Genomic DNA, 20,309 nt, shown 5'->3' with positions numbered 1-20,309 from the left:
AACTATTTCGGGACAATTATGAAATTAACTTATTCACCTAAACAACAGGCATTTCGCTTAGAAGTACGCCAATGGATGGCCGATAATGTGCCTAAAGAGAAACTACCGACTTATGATACTAAAGTCGGTTTTGAGCTGCATCGCGAATGGGAAAGCAAGTTACATCAAGCCGGCTTATCGATGGTTATGTGGCCAACAGAATATGGCGGTCGAGGCTGTGATTTAATCGACTGGCTTATTTTTGAAGAAGAATATTACGGGGCAGGCGCGCCATTGCGTGTCAACCTAAATGGTCAACTGTTGCTTGGTTCTACTTTGTTGGAATTTGGTACGCCAGAACAACAAGCTCATTTTCTGCCGAGAATTGCGTCAAGCGAAGATATGTGGGCACAAGCTTGGTCAGAGCCTAATGCGGGTTCTGACATGGCAAATATTAGCAGTAAAGCGATCCTTGATGGAGATCATTACGTGCTAAATGGCCAAAAAACGTGGTCGACACGTGCAACTTATGCTGACTGGGCGTTTGGTTTATTTCGCTCTGAAGTGGGTTCGCAACGTCATCACGGTTTGTCTTTTTTAATGGTGCCACTTGACGCTGAAGGCGTCACGATTACTCCAATTAAAGCGCTAGACGGCGAAGATGCTTTTGCCGAAATATTCTTTGATAATGTAAAAGTACCGGTAAAACATCGTATCGGTGATGAAGGTAAAGGTTGGCATGTCGCCATGGCTACCGCCGGTTTTGAACGTGGTTTATTACTTCGCTCACCCGCTCGTTTCCAGCAAACCGTTCGCAAGCTGATCAAACTTTATCGTGACAATAAAGCGAGTGCTGATCGCGACCCATCTATTGGAGTAGCAGTCGCTAAGTGTTGGTCAGATGCAGAAGCCTATGCGCTTTCAGCCTACAACACTGTTGGGCGTCTTGGTCGGGGCGATAAAATTGGTGCTGAATCAAGTATCAACAAAGTTTTCTGGTCTGAATTGGATTTGTTAATCCATCAAACTGCGATGAATATTCTTGGTGCTTCAGGTGAACTGCTCGCGTCAGCACCCCTTGCAGAAGAAAAAGCGTATTGGCTTGAAGGCTTCTTATTTTCACAAGCGGGTCCTATTTATGCTGGTGCCAATGAAATTCAACGTAACATTGTTGCTGAGCGTATGCTTGGCCTACCTAGATCGTGAGTGCCACTATGGATTTTACATTTACTGAAGATCAATTACTGTTTAGAGAAGCCATTAGTCGTTTTTTAATGACAGCGGCTGCACCTGAAACATTACGTGAAATCTGGGAAACCGATGCAGGTCGTTCCCCAGAGCTTAGAAGCCAAATGGCTGCGCAAGGTCTAACAGCGTTATCTATTCCAGAGGATAATGGCGGCTTGGGCATGGGCGATGTTGCTTGGTCTTTAATGACCCAGGAACTTGGCTATTACGGTATTCCTGATTCGCTTGCCGATACTGCTTATGTAGGCGCTGGCGTTTTTGCTGCGCTTGATGATAGCGTCGCGGGAAAAAGTGATTACTTAAGCAGAATTTGTGATGGACAATTACGCTTAGCTATTGGTCATCAATGCAGCCAACTTGTTGCCGATGTGCATCTTGCTGAAGTATTACTGATGCAACATGATGATGAAGTTCATTTAGTGCCGCGTAACCAAATTACTGAGCTTGAAAACCCTAGTATTGATTCATCGCGTCGACTTTCACAAGTGAGTTGGCAGCCGAGTAGTGATACCTGTATTGCCAGCGGAGAAAAAGGTCGAGCAATATGGGATGAAACATTAAATCGCGGCGCACTTTCTGTTGCCGGTCAATTACTTGGTTTAGCACAACGAATGTTAGATCTGTCGGTAGATTACAGTGTTCAACGTAAACAGTTCGGCAAAGCTATTGGCAGCTTTCAAGCGGTAAAACATCACTTAGCTGATGTAGCAGGAAAAATCGAAATGGCTAAGCCTGTGTTATATCGCGCAGCATGTTCACTTGAGAATAATCATCCGCTGAGCGATATTCACGTTTCACAGGCACGTAACTTTTGCAACGAAGCTGCAGCCTTAGCAGCACGCCACGGTATCCAAGTGCATGGCGCTATGGGTTACACGTGGGAAGTTGATTTACAAATGTTTATGAAACGCAGTTGGGCCTTAAGTAATACTTGGGGCGATAGTATTTTCCATCGTGCACGAGTGCAAAATTATGTACTCAATTCTGATGTCGATTTAGCACCTTCTAGCACATTTGAGGAAGTATAATGACACAAGCATATATTGTAGACGCATTACGTAGCCCAACGGGTCGACGAAAAGGTAGTTTAGCGCATGTTCATGCTATTGATCTTGGTGCCGCCGTTTTAAAAGCGCTGGTTGAGCGAAATGATATTCCAGCGCAAGATTATGACGATGTTATTTTTGGTTGCGTTGACACCATAGGTTCACAGGCGGGTAATATTGCTCGCACCAGTTGGTTGGCCGCGGGTTTACCCGTGAATGTGCCCGGCACTACTGTCGATAGACAATGTGGTTCATCACAACAAGCAGTGCACTTTGCTGCGCAAGCCGTGATGAGTGGCACGCAAGATGTGATAGCGGTTGGTGGTGTTCAAACCATGACCCAAATTCCCATTTCTTCGGCAATGTTGGCAGGTCAACCGTTAGGCTTTACGACTCCCTTTGCGGAAAGCAAATTGTGGCATGAACGTTTTGGTGACGCGCCTGTTAATCAATTTTATGCAGCTCAACGTATTGCCGATCATTGGGACATAAGCCGCGCTGATATGGAAGCTTTTGCGCTTGAAAGCCATCGCCGTGCATTATTTGCCACTGCTGAAGGTCGATTCGATCGTGAAATAGTACCATGTGAAGGCTTAAGCCATGATGAAACACCGCGGGAAAGTAATCTGGCTAAAATGGCAGAACTTTCACCGGTAGATCCTGCCTATCCGAGTATTACGGCGGCAGTATCGAGTTCGGTATGTGATGCTGCAGCCGCTGTGTTAGTGGTTTCAGAACGGGCATTGAAAAAATATAATTTAACGCCAAGAGCCCGAATTCATCATATAAGTGTGCTTGGGGATGATCCAATTTGGCATCTACGCGCGCCTATCCCGGCAACGAAAGCGGCACTGGCTAAAGCTAACTTGACACTCGATGATATTGATCTGGTTGAAATAAATGAAGCATTTGCTTCTGTAGCCATGGCCTGGTTAAAAGAAACCGGCTATAGCCATAAGAAAACTAATGTTAATGGTGGTGCCATAGCACTTGGGCATCCTTTAGGTGCCACGGGTGTTAGATTGATGACGGGCTTACTACATGAACTTGAAAGAACAGGTGGCCGTTATGGCCTACAAACCATGTGTGAAGGCGGCGGTCTCGCTAATGTCACCATCATAGAACGATTATAATTAAGGAGACTGATTATGGCTATTTGCCAAGGGCGTACAGTTATTATTACCGGAAGTGGCGGCGGTTTAGGTCGCGCATACGCATTAGCTTTCGCTAAAGAAGGCGCAAATGTTGTAGTTAATGACATTCGTTTAGACGCTGCCACTGCGGTAGCGGATGAAATAAATGCTGCTGGAGGCAAGGCGATTGCTAATAGCAGTGACATTACCAAGACAGTAACAGCACAGCAAATTGTCGATGATGCGATTGCGGCATTTGGCGAAGTACATATTCTCGTTAACAATGCTGGTGTATTACGTGACGGTATGTTCGTTAATTCTACTGAAGACGAGTGGGATATGGTGATGCAAGTGCACCTTAAAGGTCACTTTTGTTTAGCGAATATATTAAGTCGACGCTGGCGTGACCAAGCTAAAGCTGGTAATCCGGTGGCAGCGCGTATCATTAATACTAGCTCAGGTGCCGGCCTACAAGGCTCGGTAGGGCAATCAAATTATTCCGCTGCAAAAGGTGGTGTTGCAACATTAACCCTAGTACAAGCGGCTGAACTTGGTCGTTATGGTATTACTGCGAACGCACTGGCTCCAGCTGCTCGTACCGCGATGACAGAGTCAGCCATGCCTGATCTAGTGAAAAAGCCAGAAGACGATAGTTTTGATGCTTGGGCGCCAGAAAATGTCGCGCCATTGGTTGTCTGGTTAGGTAGTGAAGCGTCTGGCGATGTAACTGGGCAGGTTTTTGAAACCCAAGGTGGTCGCATTTCACTTTGTGACGGTTGGCGTACAGGGCCGACTATTGATAAAGGTGCCCGACTAGACGTTAATGAAGTTGCCGGTGTTATTGACCAGCTAAATAAACAAGCACAAGCGCCACAAAAGGTTTGGGGAAGTAAATAATGACAAAGGTAAATTTAGATAGAAGACGACTAATGCAGGCTTGTGGCGCGATAGGTAGTGTGTCGATGCTAGGTTTATCTTTAAATGGCCAAGCTGCCACTCTAGCGGCAACCAAAGCATCTGGCTTGCCATTGAGCGATTACGAAAACTGGGACATGTCTGCAATGGCGGGCATGTTACGCGCTGGAGAAGTCAGCCCCTTAGAATTAACCGATGCTGCAATTAATCGCTTTGAAAAAAATTCGGATTTAAATGTTGTAGCGGTTAATCACTTTGATATAGCACGTGATTCTGCCAAAAAATTAAGTAACTTAAGTATTAGCCAACGCGCTAAGCAAATGCAAAACACACCTTTATTGGGGGTGCCTTTTGCATTAAAAGACTTAGGTGTTGGCTTAGCTAACACTATTACCACTAATGGTTGCCAATTTTTTAAGGACAACCTTGTTGAACAAAACTCAACGCTAGTTAATCGCTATCAAGCTGCTGGCCTTAATATTATGGCTAAGCTCACCAGTCCTGAGTTTGGCCAAACACCTACAGGCGAGTCTACCTTACACGGTAATACGCTTAATCCCTGGGATAAACGCTACAGTAGCGGTGGCTCTTCAGCCGGCTCGGCAGTTGCTGTAGCGGCAAGAATTTTACCCGCGGCACATGCCAGTGATGGTGGCGGCTCTATTCGTATACCTGCTTCACACTGTGGCTTATTTGGCCTTAAGCCGAGTCGTGGCCGTGTTGCTTCTGGCCCTGACAGTCTAGAGGGTTCAATGGGACTTTCCGTTCATCATGCCTTGAGCAGAAGTGTGCGAGATTCTGCCTTATTATTACAACTAACACAGGGCGCTGAATTAGGCTCGCGCATAACGTTACCTAATGCCGACATGTTAGCTGCGCTTACCACTAAGCCTAAGCGACTTAAAATTGCCTTAATGGAGAGCCATCCTTTTGGTTATCCTGTACATCAAGATTGTAAAGACGCGCTGAATAAAACTGTTAAGCTATTAACTGGCCTAGGACACATTGTTGAAAAGGCACAACCGATACTACCCCTTGAGCAAATGTTTAAAGGTATGGGTGTAGCTACGTCTAGCAGTTTATTAAACGCTGTACAGGCGAGAGAATTAAAATTGGGCCGCATAGCACGTGAAAATGAGTTCGAAGCGCTTGTTTGGGGACATTTACAAAAAGCGAAAGAATTTAGCGCCCAGCAAATGTTATCAGCGCGAAAAGCCTTTGATCAAGGTGGCCAAGCCTTTGATCTCTTCTTTCAAGATTATGATGTCATTTTATCACCAGTAACCACAGCGCCGCCGCCTAAAATCGGAATGTTAACGCTAAATCAACCATACGACGCTTTTGTCAAAGAAGTATTAAAGGCTTCACCTATTGCGGCATTATACAACATGACAGGTTTACCTGCGATGTCAGTGCCTTTGCATTGGAATAAAGACGGCTTACCTATCGGCGTGCAATTTGCAGGTGCTTTTGGCGCAGAAGCTGGACTTATTGCTTTGGCAAGCCAACTTGAGCAAGCAGCACCTTGGGCAGATAAAAAGCCTAACCTCACTTAAGTTAAGTCAGGTTAACTAACTAAGGGTCTGTTTATCACAGATCCTTTTTTATTTAACGGTCATGTGGCACAAGCTTCATTAGATGTAATTACGCCAGAGCCGCTAACAGTTGGACACTGGGCATATACACACCCACAAGTATTTTTAAGCCCACATATTTCTTGGAACTCACCTGAAATGATGGCATCGCTTATGAACAGTTTTATTCTAAACTTAACAACTTTCGCTAATGACCAGCCTTTAATACCAATTGAAATAAATAATCGATCATTTTAAGGCGGTTTAAATCGTCAATAACTGCGTTTTTTTCAATCACACACGCCCGCTATTACTCGACAATTGCTCCTGCATTGTTCTACTTACGGGCATCCATGCCCTAATCAATCAAACACCTTGCCTGCAGGTACTTATGTTTAGTCTGGAACAATAAACATGTATTCTTGAACAATTTATCCTCGCTTAAAATTGGTCAATAACTTATTACATTTGGTATAACAGGTGTTGTTGATGTTGCTGCTGGCCATTAAAAAGTAAATTGTCCGCTCTCGTTTAAAGAACTGGCAATATGGATAAGACCCTAAGATTGTCTTTATAAATAAAGCCTAATCAGTCGAGAGTAACGTCAACCGTTTTTGCCTCAACTGCTAAGGTTTGTTGATGTTTTTTGGTTACCTTAGCAGTCGTTTAATAGACTATTATAAAAAGCAGGGCATATGACTCGAACAAAATTCAAATACGAAATATGAACAGAACCTAATCAGTTAGTCCGCATTGACGATGATTGAAGCCTAAACTTCAACATATGCTGTCGTATAAGCATAATTATTAAGTCATATTCGGAGAAAAAAATGAGCACAGCACCACAATACGTAGAAGGACATAATCTGTTACGCGGAAAATCAGTTTTAGTGACCGCTGCCGCTGGCGCAGGTATTGGGTTTTCAGCCGCGCTTAGAGCCGCAGAAGAAGGCTGTCGTGCACTGATGATATCTGATATTCATCCTCGCCGTCTGGAAGAAGCCGTGGCTAATATTAAAGAGAAAACGGGTCTGGAAGATGTGTTTGGTCAATTGTGCGATGTTAGTCAAGAAGAGCAAGTTCAAGCACTTGTCAATGCTGCTGAAGAAAAGCTTACTGGTGTAGATGTCTTAATTAATAACGCTGGTCTTGGCGGTCAAACATCTGTGGTAGATATGACTGATGAGCAATGGAATCGTGTGATGGACATTACGTTGACGGGAACATTTCGTATGACCCGTGCGATGTTGCCATTTATGCAACAACGTAAAGCCGGTGTAATTATCAATAATGCTTCAGTACTCGGCTGGCGCGCACAAAAAGAACAAGCGCATTACGCAGCTGCCAAGGCGGGTGTCATGGCATTTACTCGCTGCTCAGCATTAGAAGCTGCTGAGTATGGTGTTAGAATTAATGCCGTATCACCGTCTATAGCCTTACATGAATTTCTAAAAAAAGCCTCGAGTGCCGATGTACTTGATGAATTAGCCTCAAAAGAAGCATTTGGACGAGCTGCAGAAGTATGGGAAATTGCCAATGTTATGATGTTTCTTGCCAGTGATTATTCTTCTTATATGACAGGTGAAGTTGTCTCTGTTAGTTCTCAACGCGCTTAGGAACCCTTATGGATACTCAAATGGCGAACCAAATTTTTATCAGTAAAGAACAATTACTTGCTGCTGCAAATCAGGACCTTGGTGTGACTGATTGGATAGCCATTGAACAAAGTCGTATTGACATGTTCGCTGAGGCTACAGGCGATCATCAATGGATTCATGTTGATCCAATTAAAGCAGCAAAAGGCCCATTTGGCGGATGTATAGCACACGGTTACTTGACTCTATCACTGGTGAATTACTTTTTACCGCAATTGATTGACGTACAAAATATCAGTATGGGTGTGAACTATGGCTGCGATAAAATTCGTTTTCCCAATGTGGTGAAAGCGGGCAGCAAAATTAGAGGTACGGGCATGATCGTCAGTGCAGAAGCGGTTAAAGACAGTGTGCAGGTAATTACTCGCGTAACCATTGAAGTTGAAGGCCAATCTCGACCTGCCTGTGTGGTTGATACCATTAGCCGATATACGTTTACGTAGACCATATGAAATATTGTCATGACTCAGGGGAACGGTCGGGTGTATTGACGTGCGACCCTGAGTCATGACAATAGCTATTTTGGGCTATTATAAATTGTAGAACCTTGGCGATTAATAGCCGCTAATCTTGTCAAATAAACAATAGCCTTACTGCAACTCAAGCAAAAAATAATTTTTAAAAAATAAACAATGTCGTACGATAAATAAACGGTAAAGACCATGCGGTATATTGTTATGCCTAGCCAAAAAGTGGCTGTGAACGCGTTAGTTGTTGTAGTCTCTAGAGTCGTCCATCGCGGGTCAACCTACGCCGAACCATGAACTGGTATACCCGCGTTAGCACGGGTTTCAAGTACGGTAAGTTGATTACCCACGCTAAGGGGCGCAAACGCGGTACACGTCGCATTAATAGCACATAAGCTGCAATTCCTTCATGAAATTGTCCGGCTTCATCTTCAACGTGCAAAGACAGTATGGCCTGAAGAGGCACAACACCACGTGCTAGCAAATGCTGATGGTGAGTATTAACATCTAGCCACGCGACGCCTTCGGCGGTTTTTTGCCATGATTCATAGCGTTGTCTTTCTCGCCGACAAAGCGGACAGGCCGCGTCATAGTATACCTTGAGTTGATTGGCTCCTGGCCTTGGTATTGTGCTGTTATTACTCTTGCCAAGAGGTTTGTCATCGTTCATTTTACTCTCCACTTGAACGTTATTATCTCGCTTAGTAGTCCGCTTAGTATGAGCGATTATTAATTTCAATTGCTATTATGGTCATTATTTTTGTAATGAGGCTAGGATAATGTCTGTGATTTGGTATAACTTAAGCGCTAAAAATGCAAGAGCTACCTATATAAACTATGATCTAGTTGCTATGTAATTCATTAATGCATGAGGTATTAAGTCATCACTATAAATTTCAGATATCAAGATATTCGATAAACAGCCTGCATTATGTTATATGCAGGGTTGGTTGTGGTACTAAATATACAGTTTTCATAGATAATTTTCGGTGCAAATGTTAGTGGTGAATTATTCGTTAAGCGTTTAATTTTTTGGTAATTTACATTATGGTATTGCTACCACTAGCTTTTGAGATACTAGGCTAATATATACAAGTAAGGAGTTCACCCATATGAGCAACAATAGCTTTAATACTAAACGTAACATAGAGGTTAATCAGTCAACCTTTTCAATGTTTGATATCACTCGTCTGCCAAATCAAGATGCTGTACAAAAACTCCCTTACAGCATGAAAATTTTACTCGAAAACTTATTGCGGAACGAAGACGGCCATCATACGCACAAGGAAGATATTGAAGCCATTTGTGCGTGGGATGCTAAAACTCTGTCCCAGCAGCAAGTTGCTTTCACACCTGCACGAGTTGTTTTACAGGATTTTACTGGCGTTCCTGCCATTGTTGACTTAGCCGCGATGCGTGATGCGATGATTAAGTTAGGAGGAAATCCAGAGCTAATTAATCCATTAGTCCCTGTGGATCTAGTCATAGACCATTCTGTCATGGTCGACTTTTATGGTACTAAAGATTCATTAAGTAAAAATACGGCGATGGAGTTTGAACGTAACAAAGAGCGCTATCAATTTTTACGTTGGGGCCAAAAAGCGTTATCTAACTTCAAGGTTGTGCCACCAGGTACGGGCATAGTGCATCAAGTGAACCTTGAATACCTAGCGCATGTCGTGATGCAAAAAACCACAAACAATGAAACCGTACTGTTACCTGATACCCTAGTGGGTACAGATTCTCATACCACTATGATAAATGGTCTCGGTGTTTTAGGTTGGGGTGTTGGTGGTATTGAAGCAGAAGCTGCGATGTTGGGACAACCCATTAGCATGCTGCTTCCTGAGGTTATTGGCTTTGAACTTAAAGGCTCGTTAAATGAGGGCGCAACAGCAACCGACTTAGTCTTAACCGTTACTAAAATGCTACGTGAAAAAGGCGTGGTTGGTAAATTTGTTGAATTTTACGGTGATGGCCTTGCTAATTTACCGCTTGCTGATCGTGCCACCATTGCTAATATGGCACCTGAATATGGCGCCACTTGCGGTATATTCCCTATCGATAATGAAACACTGCAGTACCTGCGTCTAAGTGGTCGAGAAGAAAGCCAAATTGATGTTGTAGAAGCTTATGCTAAGGCGCAAGGATTTTGGCGTGAAGATGGCGCGACGCCAGCAAACTATTCAAATACATTACAACTTGAATTAGCCGATGTTGTTCCTAGCATTGCAGGCCCTAAACGACCACATGACAAAATTGCCCTGACAAAAGCGAAAAGTGCTTTCTTTGAACATATGCAGTTACAAGGTGTTGAACTTGATAACGAAACACTGAGCAGATTTGTTGATGAAGGAGGCTCAACGGCCATTGGTAACAAACCTGCGTTAGATGCTGTAGAAATTGTAATTGATGATAAAACTCACTACCTTCAACATGGTCACGTGGTAATAGCTGCAATAACCTCATGCACAAACACTTCTAACCCAGCCGTAATGATCGCTGCCGGATTAGTCGCACAAAAAGCAAGAGCACTTGGATTAACCACTAAACCATGGGTGAAAACATCACTGGCACCTGGCTCTCAAGTGGTTCCTGCTTATTTAGAAAAAGCGGGTTTGTTAGACGATTTGCAGGCACTCGGCTTCGATGTAGTAGGTTTTGGTTGCACCACCTGTATTGGTAATTCAGGCCCTTTACTGAAAGTGGTTAGCGATGCAATCCATAAAGGTAAACTTACAACATGCTCAGTACTTTCTGGTAATCGCAACTTTGAAGGAAGAATTCATCAAGATACTCGTGCGAATTATTTAGCATCTCCACCGCTAGTGGTGGCATATGCAATAGCCGGTACGATGAAAAATGACCTAACTAAAGATCCGCTAGGTTATGACCACGATGGCAAGCCTATATTCTTGAAAGATGTTTGGCCAACAGCTAAAGAAGTGAGTGATTTGATCAGCAGTTCAGTGTCGGCTGAAATGTTTAAATCCAGATATAAAGATGTATTTGAAGGCACAGAACAATGGCGGGAATTACCGGTACCTGAAGGTAACACTTATAGTTGGCCTGAATCGACATATGTTAAAAATCCACCATTTTTTGAAGGTATTTCACGTGATGTGGATAAATTACCCACCATTAAAAATGCCCGCTGTATTGTTAAAGTGGGCGACTCGATAACGACCGATCACATTTCACCAGCGGGTGCTATTCAGGCTAATACTCCTGTAGGTCAATACTTGCAAGCGCAAGGCGTTGCTGTAAAAGACTTTAATAGTTTAGGTTCACGTCGTGGTAATCATGAAGTGATGATGCGCGGTACCTTTGCTAATACACGTTTGCGTAATCAGCTAGCTCCTGAAACTGAAGGAGGCTTTACCTGCTATTTACCCGATAATGAAGTGACGAGTATTTATGATGCTGCGATGCGTTATCAGGATAATAAAACACCTTTGGTAGTCTTAGCGGGCAAAGAATACGGCACGGGTTCAAGTCGAGATTGGGCAGCTAAAGGTACTAAGTTGCTTGGCATAGAAGTGGTTATCGCGCAAAGTTATGAACGAATCCATCGTTCTAATTTAGTGGGGTTTGGTGTGCTTCCACTAGAGTACATGCAGAATGATAGTGCACAATCTTTAGGATTAGATGGCACTGAAACTTTTAGTTTTGGCGGTTTAGCTAGCAAACCTAAGACAATTAATGCACAAGCCACAAAAACCAACGGCGAAGTCATTAACTTTGAACTAAAAGTCAGAATTGATACAGAAAGTGAGTGGGGCTATTATCAGCATGGTGGTATTTTGCATTATGTTTTACGTAGTCTAGCAACCGAAAGTTAAACTCGCATTTTTTGGGGTAGGTCATTGCGGCTACCCTGTCGATTAAGTGAACCGATTGCTGTTGCGAGTAATCGGTTTACTGATTTAATCATTTTCAATATTCAATATTCAAACTATTGTGGCGTTGACCGTCGAGCTCGTTTATCTCTAATTCAAACGATGCTTAGTAACCCGATGGGAATAACATAAAGTTTACTTTAACTACATTTCGAAGGTTTTTAATTAACCTGAAATAAACAATGTTGGGTCAATTGATTTATAGGCAAATGATTTATGTTGTTTAATTTCAGCGAGTGACAAACCCTGTAATTCATACGGAAAAACAACCCAGTCATCGGTTTTATGGATATAATAGTCAGGTCCTGCATTTTCAGGTAACGAGGCATTTTTCCAAACCGTTGCAATGCGAACATCGGTTGGCATATTTTTCTTAAGCCTTTTTTTCAGTTCATTAATGGTAGCATTAGCATTTCTGCCAGAACGGTACATATCATCGACAATAAGCAATTTATCATCGATATTGAGTTTATTAACTAAATAAGTCAGCCCATGGACTCGAATAGGTTGATCACTATGCACTTCTTCTTGATACCGATCAAAGCCAGCATATGAAGTACGAATTGAAATATGGTCGGTTTTTACACCCAGAGTCTGTAAGCATTCCTGCACATAAATACCAACTGAACTACCACCACGCCATAGTCCGACGATAAAAGTTGGTCTAAAACCACTCTGCATAATTTGGGTTGCTAATTGAAACGACTCTTCGATTAACGAGTCTTCGTCTAAAAATATTTTTTCGGGAAGTTCAGCCAAGAAATCACCACATTAGTGTGTTATATTGCTTAATTTAAGCATTAAATTAAAACATAGAAGTGCTTTTTATTCAATCTTTAGTGATTTGATTCCCCATCTTTTACTTGGAAATAACATGGCAGACAAACAGTACTTAACAGCACAATCTCTACTCGAAGATTCCTATGAATTGGCGCGCATGGTCTTAGACAGTAACTTTGTTCCTACTTTTATTGTCGCTATCTGGCGAGGTGGTGCCCCTATAGGCATTGCAGTTCAAGAATTTTTGGCGGTACACGGAATTAAATCAGATCATATTGCGATTAGAACCTCTTCATATGCAGCAGGAATAGATCAACAGCAAAGAGAAGTCAGAGTACATAGTCTAAATTATCTAGTAAACAATATACAATCCCATGACAAGTTATTATTGGTGGATGATGTATTTGATACCGGCCGTTCAATTGAAGCTATTATTGATGAATTAAAAAAACAAACCCGACTCAATATGCCTGAAGATATTAGGATCGCCGTTCCCTATTATAAGCCATCACGGAATGTGACCAACCGTGTGCCTGACTATTTCATTCATGAAACCAGTGATTGGCTTAAATATCCCCACTCGCTTGAAGGCTTATCGGCTGATGAAATAGCTCAACAACGCCCACGACTTTATGAAATTATTAAAGATTTTTTACCCACTGAAAATTAAAAGAAAGCGTCTAAAAGAGACCTAGAACACTTGCGTCGTTGTTTACATTAATAGCATAGATTTCAGTACGGACAATGTGTGTCGCTCGATTTTATTATAAAGTCCTAAATGTATAAACACATTTCAGGGCGGACAAACCTCAATAAAAAGCCAACATTATTTGTTGGCTTTTTAGTTGGTCATGTAAACGCTATATACAGCTAAAGTAAGATTGCTACATTTGAGCTACAGTCGTTGATTAGCTAACTTGTGGAGAGTTTGAATATAATTTTATAGTCGCTAACGTTGTTTAGGTAAGCGTTGCATGATGGACAATTTGGCGTGAAAAGTAATAGCATACCCTCGTACAATGTCATTCTACTATAAGTGTAGAAATAATTGATACGAAGGTGTCACTGTTGTTTAACACAGTTTTTATGCCGTTAAAGTTTACCATTACGGATCATGGCGTCCATACCACCATCAACATAAAGTACACTCCCGTGCACGAAAGAAGCTTGTGAAGATTGCAAAAAGCTAACGGCATCGGCAATTTCGCTGGGATGACCATTGCGCCCAATCGGAGCAATAAAATTACGAACCGCTTCACCAAAACGAGGATCGTTTTTAGAAGCTTCGTGTAATGGTGTTTCAACAGCGCCCGGCGCAACAATATTAAGCCTTACTCCTGTGCTACCAGATTTCACTGCCAAACGACGACAATGAACGGTTAATGCATATTTAGAAGCAGCATAAGCAATGTGTGGCTGACCTAACTCATCGGCTAGTCCACGAGCAGCTTGCTCGTCATTGTTTAGCATGAGTTCGATCATCGGGTGAGGGGCAGTGGCTTGCTGACTTGCTGCGACAGAACCTATAATCGTAATAGCAGGTTTGTTACCTTGCGCAAGTGCAGGGTGGAGTAAATCAATCAGTTCTGTAGAGCCAAAATAATTTACAGACACCACTAAACTGCTGCTAGGAGCTGTAACGCCAAGGCCGGCACAACAGACTAAACCGTCTAGCTTTCCTTGTGATAGCGCGATCACTTGCTCTGCGGCTTTAGCACGACCTTCACTTGTTGATAAGTCGGCATTAACCTCTGCTTGATGGCGGTCAATGCCGATAACGGTATGTCCTGCTTCGCGTAATTGCTGACAAACGGCTGCGCCAATACCTGATGCTGAACCTGTAACTGCAGTAACTGACATAATAAACTCCTTGGTTTTAATTATTAACGTTATTAAAAGTAATTAAACGATTTTCGTATGAGCTTCTAGTACTTGGCTTCTCTGATAAGATTTTAACTTAAAGAGAAGAAACACTGATATTAACGTTGTACTCGTGCTAATGAGTAGCGCGTAGCGTAAAGATTCAATACCCGCTAAATCACTAAATAACTCACTGAGCACACCTACTAGCATAGGTCCTACACCAATACCTAAAAATGTAATGAGTACGGTTTGCATTGAAATGGCCAGTGCCCGTTGGTTTCCAGGCACTATGCTTGTTAATAATGTCAGGCTAGGGCTTACCCACCATACGGAAAAGAAGCTAGTTAAGGTACAAAAAAGCATTGCAAAAGGAATACCGGCGAAAGACAGTTCATCGCCTAAGCCTTTAGGCCAAAGGAAATATATTACGATGGATACCCAACCGAGTAAATGACCTAGAATCGGCAGCCACAACACACCTTTTCGTGCGGCGATTCTATCAGCTAAATAACCACTTAGCAGTATACCTATAGCAGCAGCACCACCGCCAAAGAAACCTGCCATCATTCCCGCTTGGCTGAGTGTAAGATCATGACTGCGCACTAAAAATGTAGCATTCCACATACCAAAAGCATTGGCACCTAGTGTGGCAATCGAGCTCGCACAAACTAACAGGCAATAATCTTTTCGTTTTAATAAGGCTTTTATCGATGATCTAAAACCTTGGTCAATGGCTGATTGCAAAGGTGAAACTGGCGTAATATCAACTTGATCATATTGGCCGCGCCTAGGCTCAGGCATGACAAAAAATAGTAAGAAAGAAATAAATAATGCGGGTGTGGAGATAATAAAAAAAGTCTGACGCCAACCATAGTGTTCTACCCAATAAGCCCCTATGGTAAGTGCTATGATGGCGGCAAATGTTGCGCCAGAAGTAAAACAACTGATCGCGAATGAGCGCCGTTCAATAGGGTAGCTATCAGATAATAATGATAATGATGCCGAGGTTAGTGGCGCTTCAGCTACTGCAATCATCATGCGCATTAACAGTAAGCTAATAAAGCCGGTTGCAAGACCACTTATGACAGTAATAATAAACCAGACAAGGGCGCTTGCAGCCAGTAAACGGGTACGGTTAACTTTATCGGCAAGACGACCTGCTGATAGCCCAGTTAAGGTAAATACTATGGCAAAACCAAGCCCGGTTAATAAACCCATTTGTGCATCACTAGCACCGAATTCGGCTTTAATGGGTTCAATCATCACTGCCATAATTTGTCGGCCAATGAAGCTTTCAATATACAGTAAAGTAAGCACCAACAATAAGGTATGTTGGCGCCAGTTTGACTTGGTTACGTTCAAGCGTTAATTGCCTTTAGGGCTTTAGCCATAGTCATTGCTGTATCATCAATCATATCTTCTTGTCCGCCAACGGTTTTAAGGCGTCCAAGTTCTAGCAGAATGTCACGTGCTGGCACACCATACTTTTTCTCGGCACGTTCTGCAAAGAGTAAGAATGACGAGTAAACACCAGCATAACCTAGCGTTAGGGAGTTCCTGTCAATACGAATTGGCTGATCCATCATAGGGATTACTAAGTCCTCAGCAACATCCATGATTTTATACAAATCAATACCATGATTAACCGCCATACGATCAAGCACTGCCGTAAATACTTCCAAAGGCGTGTTGCCTGCACCAGCACCTAACCCAGCCACCGAACCATCGATGCGGTTAGCACCCATTTCTACTGCGGCTAGCGAGTTAGAAATACTCATACCTAAATTATGATGGCCATGAAAACCAATTTCGGTGTCGCTGTTAAGCTCGCTTCGCAGTAAACCTATACGAGATGCTACGTCATCAGGCAGCATATATCCTGCTGAATCGGTACAATAAATACAGTTAGCACCGTAAGACTCCATTAACTTCGCCTGAGCAAGTAACTCTTCTGGGCTGATCATATGCGCCATCATGAGGAAGCCGACAGTATCTAGACCCATTTTACGTGCCGCATTAATATGTTGCTCTGATACATCCGCTTCAGTACAGTGAGTAGCAACACGAATAGTGCTTACGCCATGGTCATAGGCCATTTTTAAGTGATCAAGCGTACCGATACCTGGTATTAATAAAGCCGATATTTTAGCTTGGGTCATTTTAGGAACAACAGCGCTAAGATATTCTTCATCAGTGTGGGCAGGAAAACCATAATTAAGTGAAGCGCCACCTAAACCATCTCCATGGGTAACTTCAATCAAGGGAATACCCGCTTGATCAAGCCCAGTAGCGATTGAGACCATTTGGTCTAGGCTAATTTGATGTTGCTTCGCGTGCATACCATCACGTAAAGACATGTCGTGTAGGGTAACTTTTTTACCTTTTAAATTCATGATATTACTCCTTAAGATTGACTGTCTGATGACGTTTGATCCAACATCTGCAAGGCAAACATTTCTGCAGTACGGGCAGCCGATGCGGTCATAATGTCAAGGTTGCCGGCATATTTTGGTAGATAATCGCCCAAGCCTTCCACTTCAAGAAATATAGACACTTTACGGCCGTCAAATACTGGGCCGTTTTTAAGTTTATAGCCTGGAACATATTTTTGAACTTCAGCAATCATTTCATGCACTGAGGCCGTAATCGCTTCTTGATCGGGCGCTGTTTCTGTTAAACAGTGAATGGTGTCGCGCATTAGAAGTGGTGGCTCAGCAGGGTTAATAATAATAATAGCTTTACCTTTTTTAGCACCACCAATTTGTTCTACTGCGCCAGAAGTTGTGCGAGTGAATTCATCGATATTTTGACGTGTGCCTGGACCGACTGATTTAGATGATACAGTCGCTACAATCTCACCATATTCAACCGGTTGAACGCGCGATACAGCGGCAACCATTGGGATGGTTGCTTGACCACCACACGTCACCATATTTACGTTTTTAATGTCAGCGTTAAGTTGATGTAAGTTAACGGGAGGTACACAATAAGGACCAATAGCAGCAGGCGTTAGATCGATCATCAATACGCCTTTTTCATTAACTTTTGCTGAGTTTTCAGCATGTACATAGGCTGACGTTGCGTCGAAAGCGATTTTTATCTCATCGGCTTCAATATGCGGTATTAAACCGTCAATACCATCAGCTGTAGTTTTAATGCCTAATTCGCGCGCGCGAGCTAAGCCTTCAGAGTCTGGGTCGATACCCACCATCCATACAGGTTCTAATATTTCACTACGCTGTAGTTTATAAAGTAAATCTGTACCAATGTTACCTGAACCGATCAGGGCGCATTTAATCTTTTTCATCTTACTTTCCCTCGTGGGTGTTGTCGCTATTTAATTAGTCACAGAAACTGACTGAACAAGTACCAAGACCTTCGATCTCCATACTAAAATGATCGCCGCTTTTGGCATCTATCAATGGTGCAAGTGCGCCTGATAGGATAATTTCACCTTTTTTAAACTCAATACCATATTCTCCCAGCGTATTGGCAAGCCAAGCAACAGCTTGTGCAGGATGTCCTTGTACCGCGGACCCAATACCGGTCACTGCAGGCTGGCCGTTATGATGGACAGCCATTTTCACGGTTGATAGGTCAAGCGTCGTAGGGTCGGTATGCTTGTCGCCAATCACAAACACGCCACAAGAGGCGTTATCTGCAACTGTATCGACTATAGTGATTTGCCAATTTTCGATACGTGAATCAACAATCTCAAAGCAAGGGGCGACCCAATCAGTAGCTGCTAATACTTGCTCAGCAGTTACGTTAGGTCCTTGGAGGTCATGTTTAAGGCAAAAAGCGATTTCACCTTCAGCGCGTGGCTGGATTAATTGGGATTTTTTTAGGCTAATATTACTGCCATCAGGATGATGCATTGTCTTCGTTAAAAAGCCAAAATCAGGTTGATGAACATTCAGCATTTTTTGTACAGCTTCACTGGTAACACCAATTTTTTTTCCGATAACTGTTTCACCAGCTTGTGTACGTAAGGCCAATGTTTTCAACGAAATTTGATAAGCATCATTAATAGACAATTGTGGGTAGCGAGAAACCAGTGGTGCTATAGCGCGTCTCTTATTTTGCGCATCAAAAAGCTCTTGCGCTAACTGCTGGTGTAGCTCGCTCATAATGGCTTGTCCTGTGTTGACCAAAGGTCAGGTAAACCTGGGTCTGTTTTATGTATAAGGCGCTTAAGCAACAGTTTTAACGCCATCACATCGCCTACGCCCAGCTCATCGATAAGTTCTTCTTCAATGGCTTTTGCTTGTGCAATGTGGTGTAAAGAGGTTTCTCTACCTGAACTTGTTAATTGATAACTTTCTTCATCTACTTTGCTGATAAGATCCTGACTAACTAAAAATTTCATGTCATCTTCAGAGACACTATGCCCCGTGTAATCAAGATGAGTATTTAATTGCTCCAGGTCCAATTTTTGTTGAATGTTCATGACAGACAAGGCAAAAAAATGTGAATCTTCAAGCGCTTGTTCATCAAAAACTTTTCGCATACGATAAAGCATTTGAAAATGTGAACGACCGAGTAAATAACCCAATAAATCTTCGTTATAACTACACTCTGGAGCCGTTGGTTCGGAAGATAAATTAACTGCTTCCCAGGGCTTACGAGCGGTCATGGCGTACTGACCTTGCTGGAAAACTAGTGGTGGGAGTGGTTGGTGATCAAACCCTAGGACTTCACCAATAAATATAAGATGATCGCCACCATCGTGTGTAACCATGTTACGACACTGAAAGCGAGCGCTACAATCAGCTATTAATGGTGCAGAGCTGATACCCGTTTCGAGCTTAGTGCCGCTAAATTTGTCTTCGCCTTTAGCTGCAAAGGAGTTAGATAAGTCTTGTTGGTGTTGGGACAATACATGCACGTTCCAGTGTTCTGCCTCACTAAAAGCTGCTACGCTTAAAGAGGTTTTTGCTAGACTCCATAACACCATAGGTGGGTCGAGCGAGACTGAATTGAAGCTGTTAGCGGTTAGGCCAACAGGAGTACCGTCAGGTGCGTTAGCGGTGATAATAGTTACGCCTGTGGTAAAGCTGCCAAGAGCTTGTCTAAATGCTTGATTATCGAATTCTACTTGTGCCATGTCACTCGCCTTATCAGTGTTATATACCTCCAGTATCATGATAAGGCTGTTTTTCATCATCGTCTCTATGGACTAAAGTGACAATACTCTTGATTTTTTTTATAATTAATTATAATTTTTCGGCGATTTAGCGTATTAAAATAGGCTTGTAGCTCATGTTCTTTTGTTAAGCATTGCACAAAGATATCCGGCGTAGAGTAACTATTAAGGTCGACTTTACTGTCCTAAAATTAGCTAAAAAGTAAGCCCTCGTCAGAAGCTAATGTGTAAAATGAACGGTATCGATATAACGGTTTGCTTTTTGTAGGAAAATTAGTAGCTGAGCGTAGCGACTTCTACCTCAGCATAAGGGTCCAGCAGTTCTGTGTTAGTACTGACTGGATAATAAAAGGGCGCCTAGGTCGTGACGATGTTGCCCGCTACCGAACCTTTTGACTGTTCAAGCGGGAAAACTTATCTTTACCAGCACAGATAAGTGACATTCGTTGTCAGACTATTCCCAGTTTGAAGAAACTACGGATATACATCCTTTGGGTAATAAAGCTGAATTTATCATTAACTCAGTAATACCTCAGTAATAACTCAGTAATATCTTAGTTGATAGCTTATTAGGCGTTTCAATGCCGACAATGGAGAAAATTCA

At 42.7% G+C, this 20,309-nt stretch carries 18 protein-coding genes; 10 read left to right on the top strand and 8 right to left on the bottom strand.

Annotation, left to right across the window (positions count from 1 at the left end; translation table 11 throughout):
• The first annotated feature begins 18 nt into the window (after positions 1–18).
• From A3Q33_RS18715 to A3Q33_RS18680, 8 genes are all read left to right on the top strand, one after another.
• On the top strand, positions 19–1,185 hold the full coding sequence (locus A3Q33_RS18715) for an acyl-CoA dehydrogenase family protein (protein ID WP_081181340.1): 1,167 nt from the start codon (positions 19–21) through the stop codon (positions 1,183–1,185).
• Positions 1,186–1,193: 8 nt separating this feature from the next.
• Complete coding sequence (locus tag A3Q33_RS18710; protein WP_081181338.1) at positions 1,194–2,255, top strand: acyl-CoA dehydrogenase family protein; 1,062 nt, start codon at positions 1,194–1,196, stop codon at positions 2,253–2,255.
• On the top strand, positions 2,255–3,406 hold the full coding sequence (locus A3Q33_RS18705) for an acetyl-CoA C-acetyltransferase (RefSeq protein ID WP_081181336.1): 1,152 nt from the start codon (positions 2,255–2,257) through the stop codon (positions 3,404–3,406). Before A3Q33_RS18710 ends, A3Q33_RS18705 begins: the two co-directional genes overlap by 1 nt.
• A 15-nt stretch (positions 3,407–3,421) precedes the next feature.
• Positions 3,422–4,303: an SDR family oxidoreductase gene (locus A3Q33_RS18700; protein ID WP_081181334.1), complete on the top strand. Its 882-nt coding sequence runs from the start codon at positions 3,422–3,424 to the stop codon at positions 4,301–4,303.
• Positions 4,303–5,877, top strand: coding sequence for an amidase (locus tag A3Q33_RS18695; RefSeq protein ID WP_081181332.1), 1,575 nt, complete (start codon positions 4,303–4,305; stop codon positions 5,875–5,877). Before A3Q33_RS18700 ends, A3Q33_RS18695 begins: the two co-directional genes overlap by 1 nt.
• Positions 5,878–5,940: 63 nt before the next feature.
• On the top strand, positions 5,941–6,153 hold the full coding sequence (locus A3Q33_RS21120; RefSeq protein ID WP_081181330.1) for a hypothetical protein: 213 nt from the start codon (positions 5,941–5,943) through the stop codon (positions 6,151–6,153).
• A gap of 572 nt (positions 6,154–6,725) precedes the next feature.
• The gene (locus tag A3Q33_RS18685) at positions 6,726–7,511 is read left to right on the top strand and encodes an SDR family oxidoreductase (RefSeq protein ID WP_081181328.1); all 786 of its coding nucleotides are present in this window, start codon (positions 6,726–6,728) and stop codon (positions 7,509–7,511) included.
• A gap of 8 nt (positions 7,512–7,519) precedes the next feature.
• Positions 7,520–7,993 (top strand): MaoC family dehydratase, encoded by a 474-nt coding sequence (locus A3Q33_RS18680; protein WP_231295728.1) that lies wholly within the window; start codon positions 7,520–7,522, stop codon positions 7,991–7,993.
• A gap of 280 nt (positions 7,994–8,273) precedes the next feature.
• On the opposite strand, the gene A3Q33_RS21115 is transcribed toward A3Q33_RS18680, so the two are convergent.
• On the bottom strand, positions 8,274–8,687 hold the full coding sequence (locus A3Q33_RS21115; RefSeq protein WP_081181326.1) for a thiol-disulfide oxidoreductase DCC family protein: 414 nt from the start codon (positions 8,685–8,687) through the stop codon (positions 8,274–8,276).
• Between the two features lie 442 nt (positions 8,688–9,129).
• Between A3Q33_RS21115 and acnA the strand changes: the two genes are divergently transcribed.
• A complete protein-coding gene (acnA, locus tag A3Q33_RS18670; RefSeq protein ID WP_081181324.1) occupies positions 9,130–11,859 on the top strand; it encodes an aconitate hydratase AcnA in 2,730 nt (909 codons plus the stop codon).
• A gap of 222 nt (positions 11,860–12,081) precedes the next feature.
• Here acnA and A3Q33_RS18665 read toward each other — a convergent pair whose 3' ends face one another.
• Positions 12,082–12,675 (bottom strand): phosphoribosyltransferase, encoded by a 594-nt coding sequence (locus tag A3Q33_RS18665; RefSeq protein WP_081181322.1) that lies wholly within the window; start codon positions 12,673–12,675, stop codon positions 12,082–12,084.
• Between the two features lie 115 nt (positions 12,676–12,790).
• Between A3Q33_RS18665 and A3Q33_RS18660 the strand changes: the two genes are divergently transcribed.
• Complete coding sequence (locus A3Q33_RS18660) at positions 12,791–13,366, top strand: phosphoribosyltransferase (protein ID WP_081181320.1); 576 nt, start codon at positions 12,791–12,793, stop codon at positions 13,364–13,366.
• Positions 13,367–13,788: 422 nt separating this feature from the next.
• Here A3Q33_RS18660 and A3Q33_RS18655 read toward each other — a convergent pair whose 3' ends face one another.
• The 6 genes from A3Q33_RS18655 to A3Q33_RS18630 are packed head-to-tail and all read right to left on the bottom strand — an operon-like array spanning position 13,789 to position 19,666.
• Positions 13,789–14,556 carry an SDR family oxidoreductase gene (locus A3Q33_RS18655; protein ID WP_081181318.1) on the bottom strand — a complete coding sequence of 256 codons (768 nt, stop codon included), beginning with the start codon at positions 14,554–14,556 and terminating at the stop codon, positions 13,789–13,791.
• A gap of 42 nt (positions 14,557–14,598) precedes the next feature.
• Complete coding sequence (locus A3Q33_RS18650; protein WP_081181316.1) at positions 14,599–15,921, bottom strand: MFS transporter; 1,323 nt, start codon at positions 15,919–15,921, stop codon at positions 14,599–14,601.
• Positions 15,918–16,952, bottom strand: a complete 1,035-nt coding sequence (dmpG, locus tag A3Q33_RS18645; protein ID WP_081181302.1) for a 4-hydroxy-2-oxovalerate aldolase — start codon at positions 16,950–16,952, stop codon at positions 15,918–15,920. The genes A3Q33_RS18650 and dmpG overlap by 4 nt, the downstream gene beginning before the upstream one ends.
• 11 nt (positions 16,953–16,963) lie before the next feature.
• On the bottom strand, positions 16,964–17,866 hold the full coding sequence (locus A3Q33_RS18640; protein ID WP_081181300.1) for an acetaldehyde dehydrogenase (acetylating): 903 nt from the start codon (positions 17,864–17,866) through the stop codon (positions 16,964–16,966).
• A gap of 34 nt (positions 17,867–17,900) precedes the next feature.
• A complete protein-coding gene (locus A3Q33_RS18635) occupies positions 17,901–18,689 on the bottom strand; it encodes a fumarylacetoacetate hydrolase family protein (protein ID WP_081181298.1) in 789 nt (262 codons plus the stop codon).
• Complete coding sequence (locus tag A3Q33_RS18630; RefSeq protein ID WP_081181296.1) at positions 18,686–19,666, bottom strand: flavin reductase family protein; 981 nt, start codon at positions 19,664–19,666, stop codon at positions 18,686–18,688. The genes A3Q33_RS18635 and A3Q33_RS18630 overlap by 4 nt, the downstream gene beginning before the upstream one ends.
• Positions 19,667–20,309: the final 643 nt, after the last annotated feature.

The sequence above is a fragment of the Colwellia sp. PAMC 21821 genome, from assembly GCF_002077175.1.
Taxonomy (GTDB): domain Bacteria; phylum Pseudomonadota; class Gammaproteobacteria; order Enterobacterales; family Alteromonadaceae; genus Cognaticolwellia.
The sequence above is the reverse complement of the archived record's forward strand: the minus strand, read 5'-3'. Positions and strand labels throughout refer to the sequence as shown.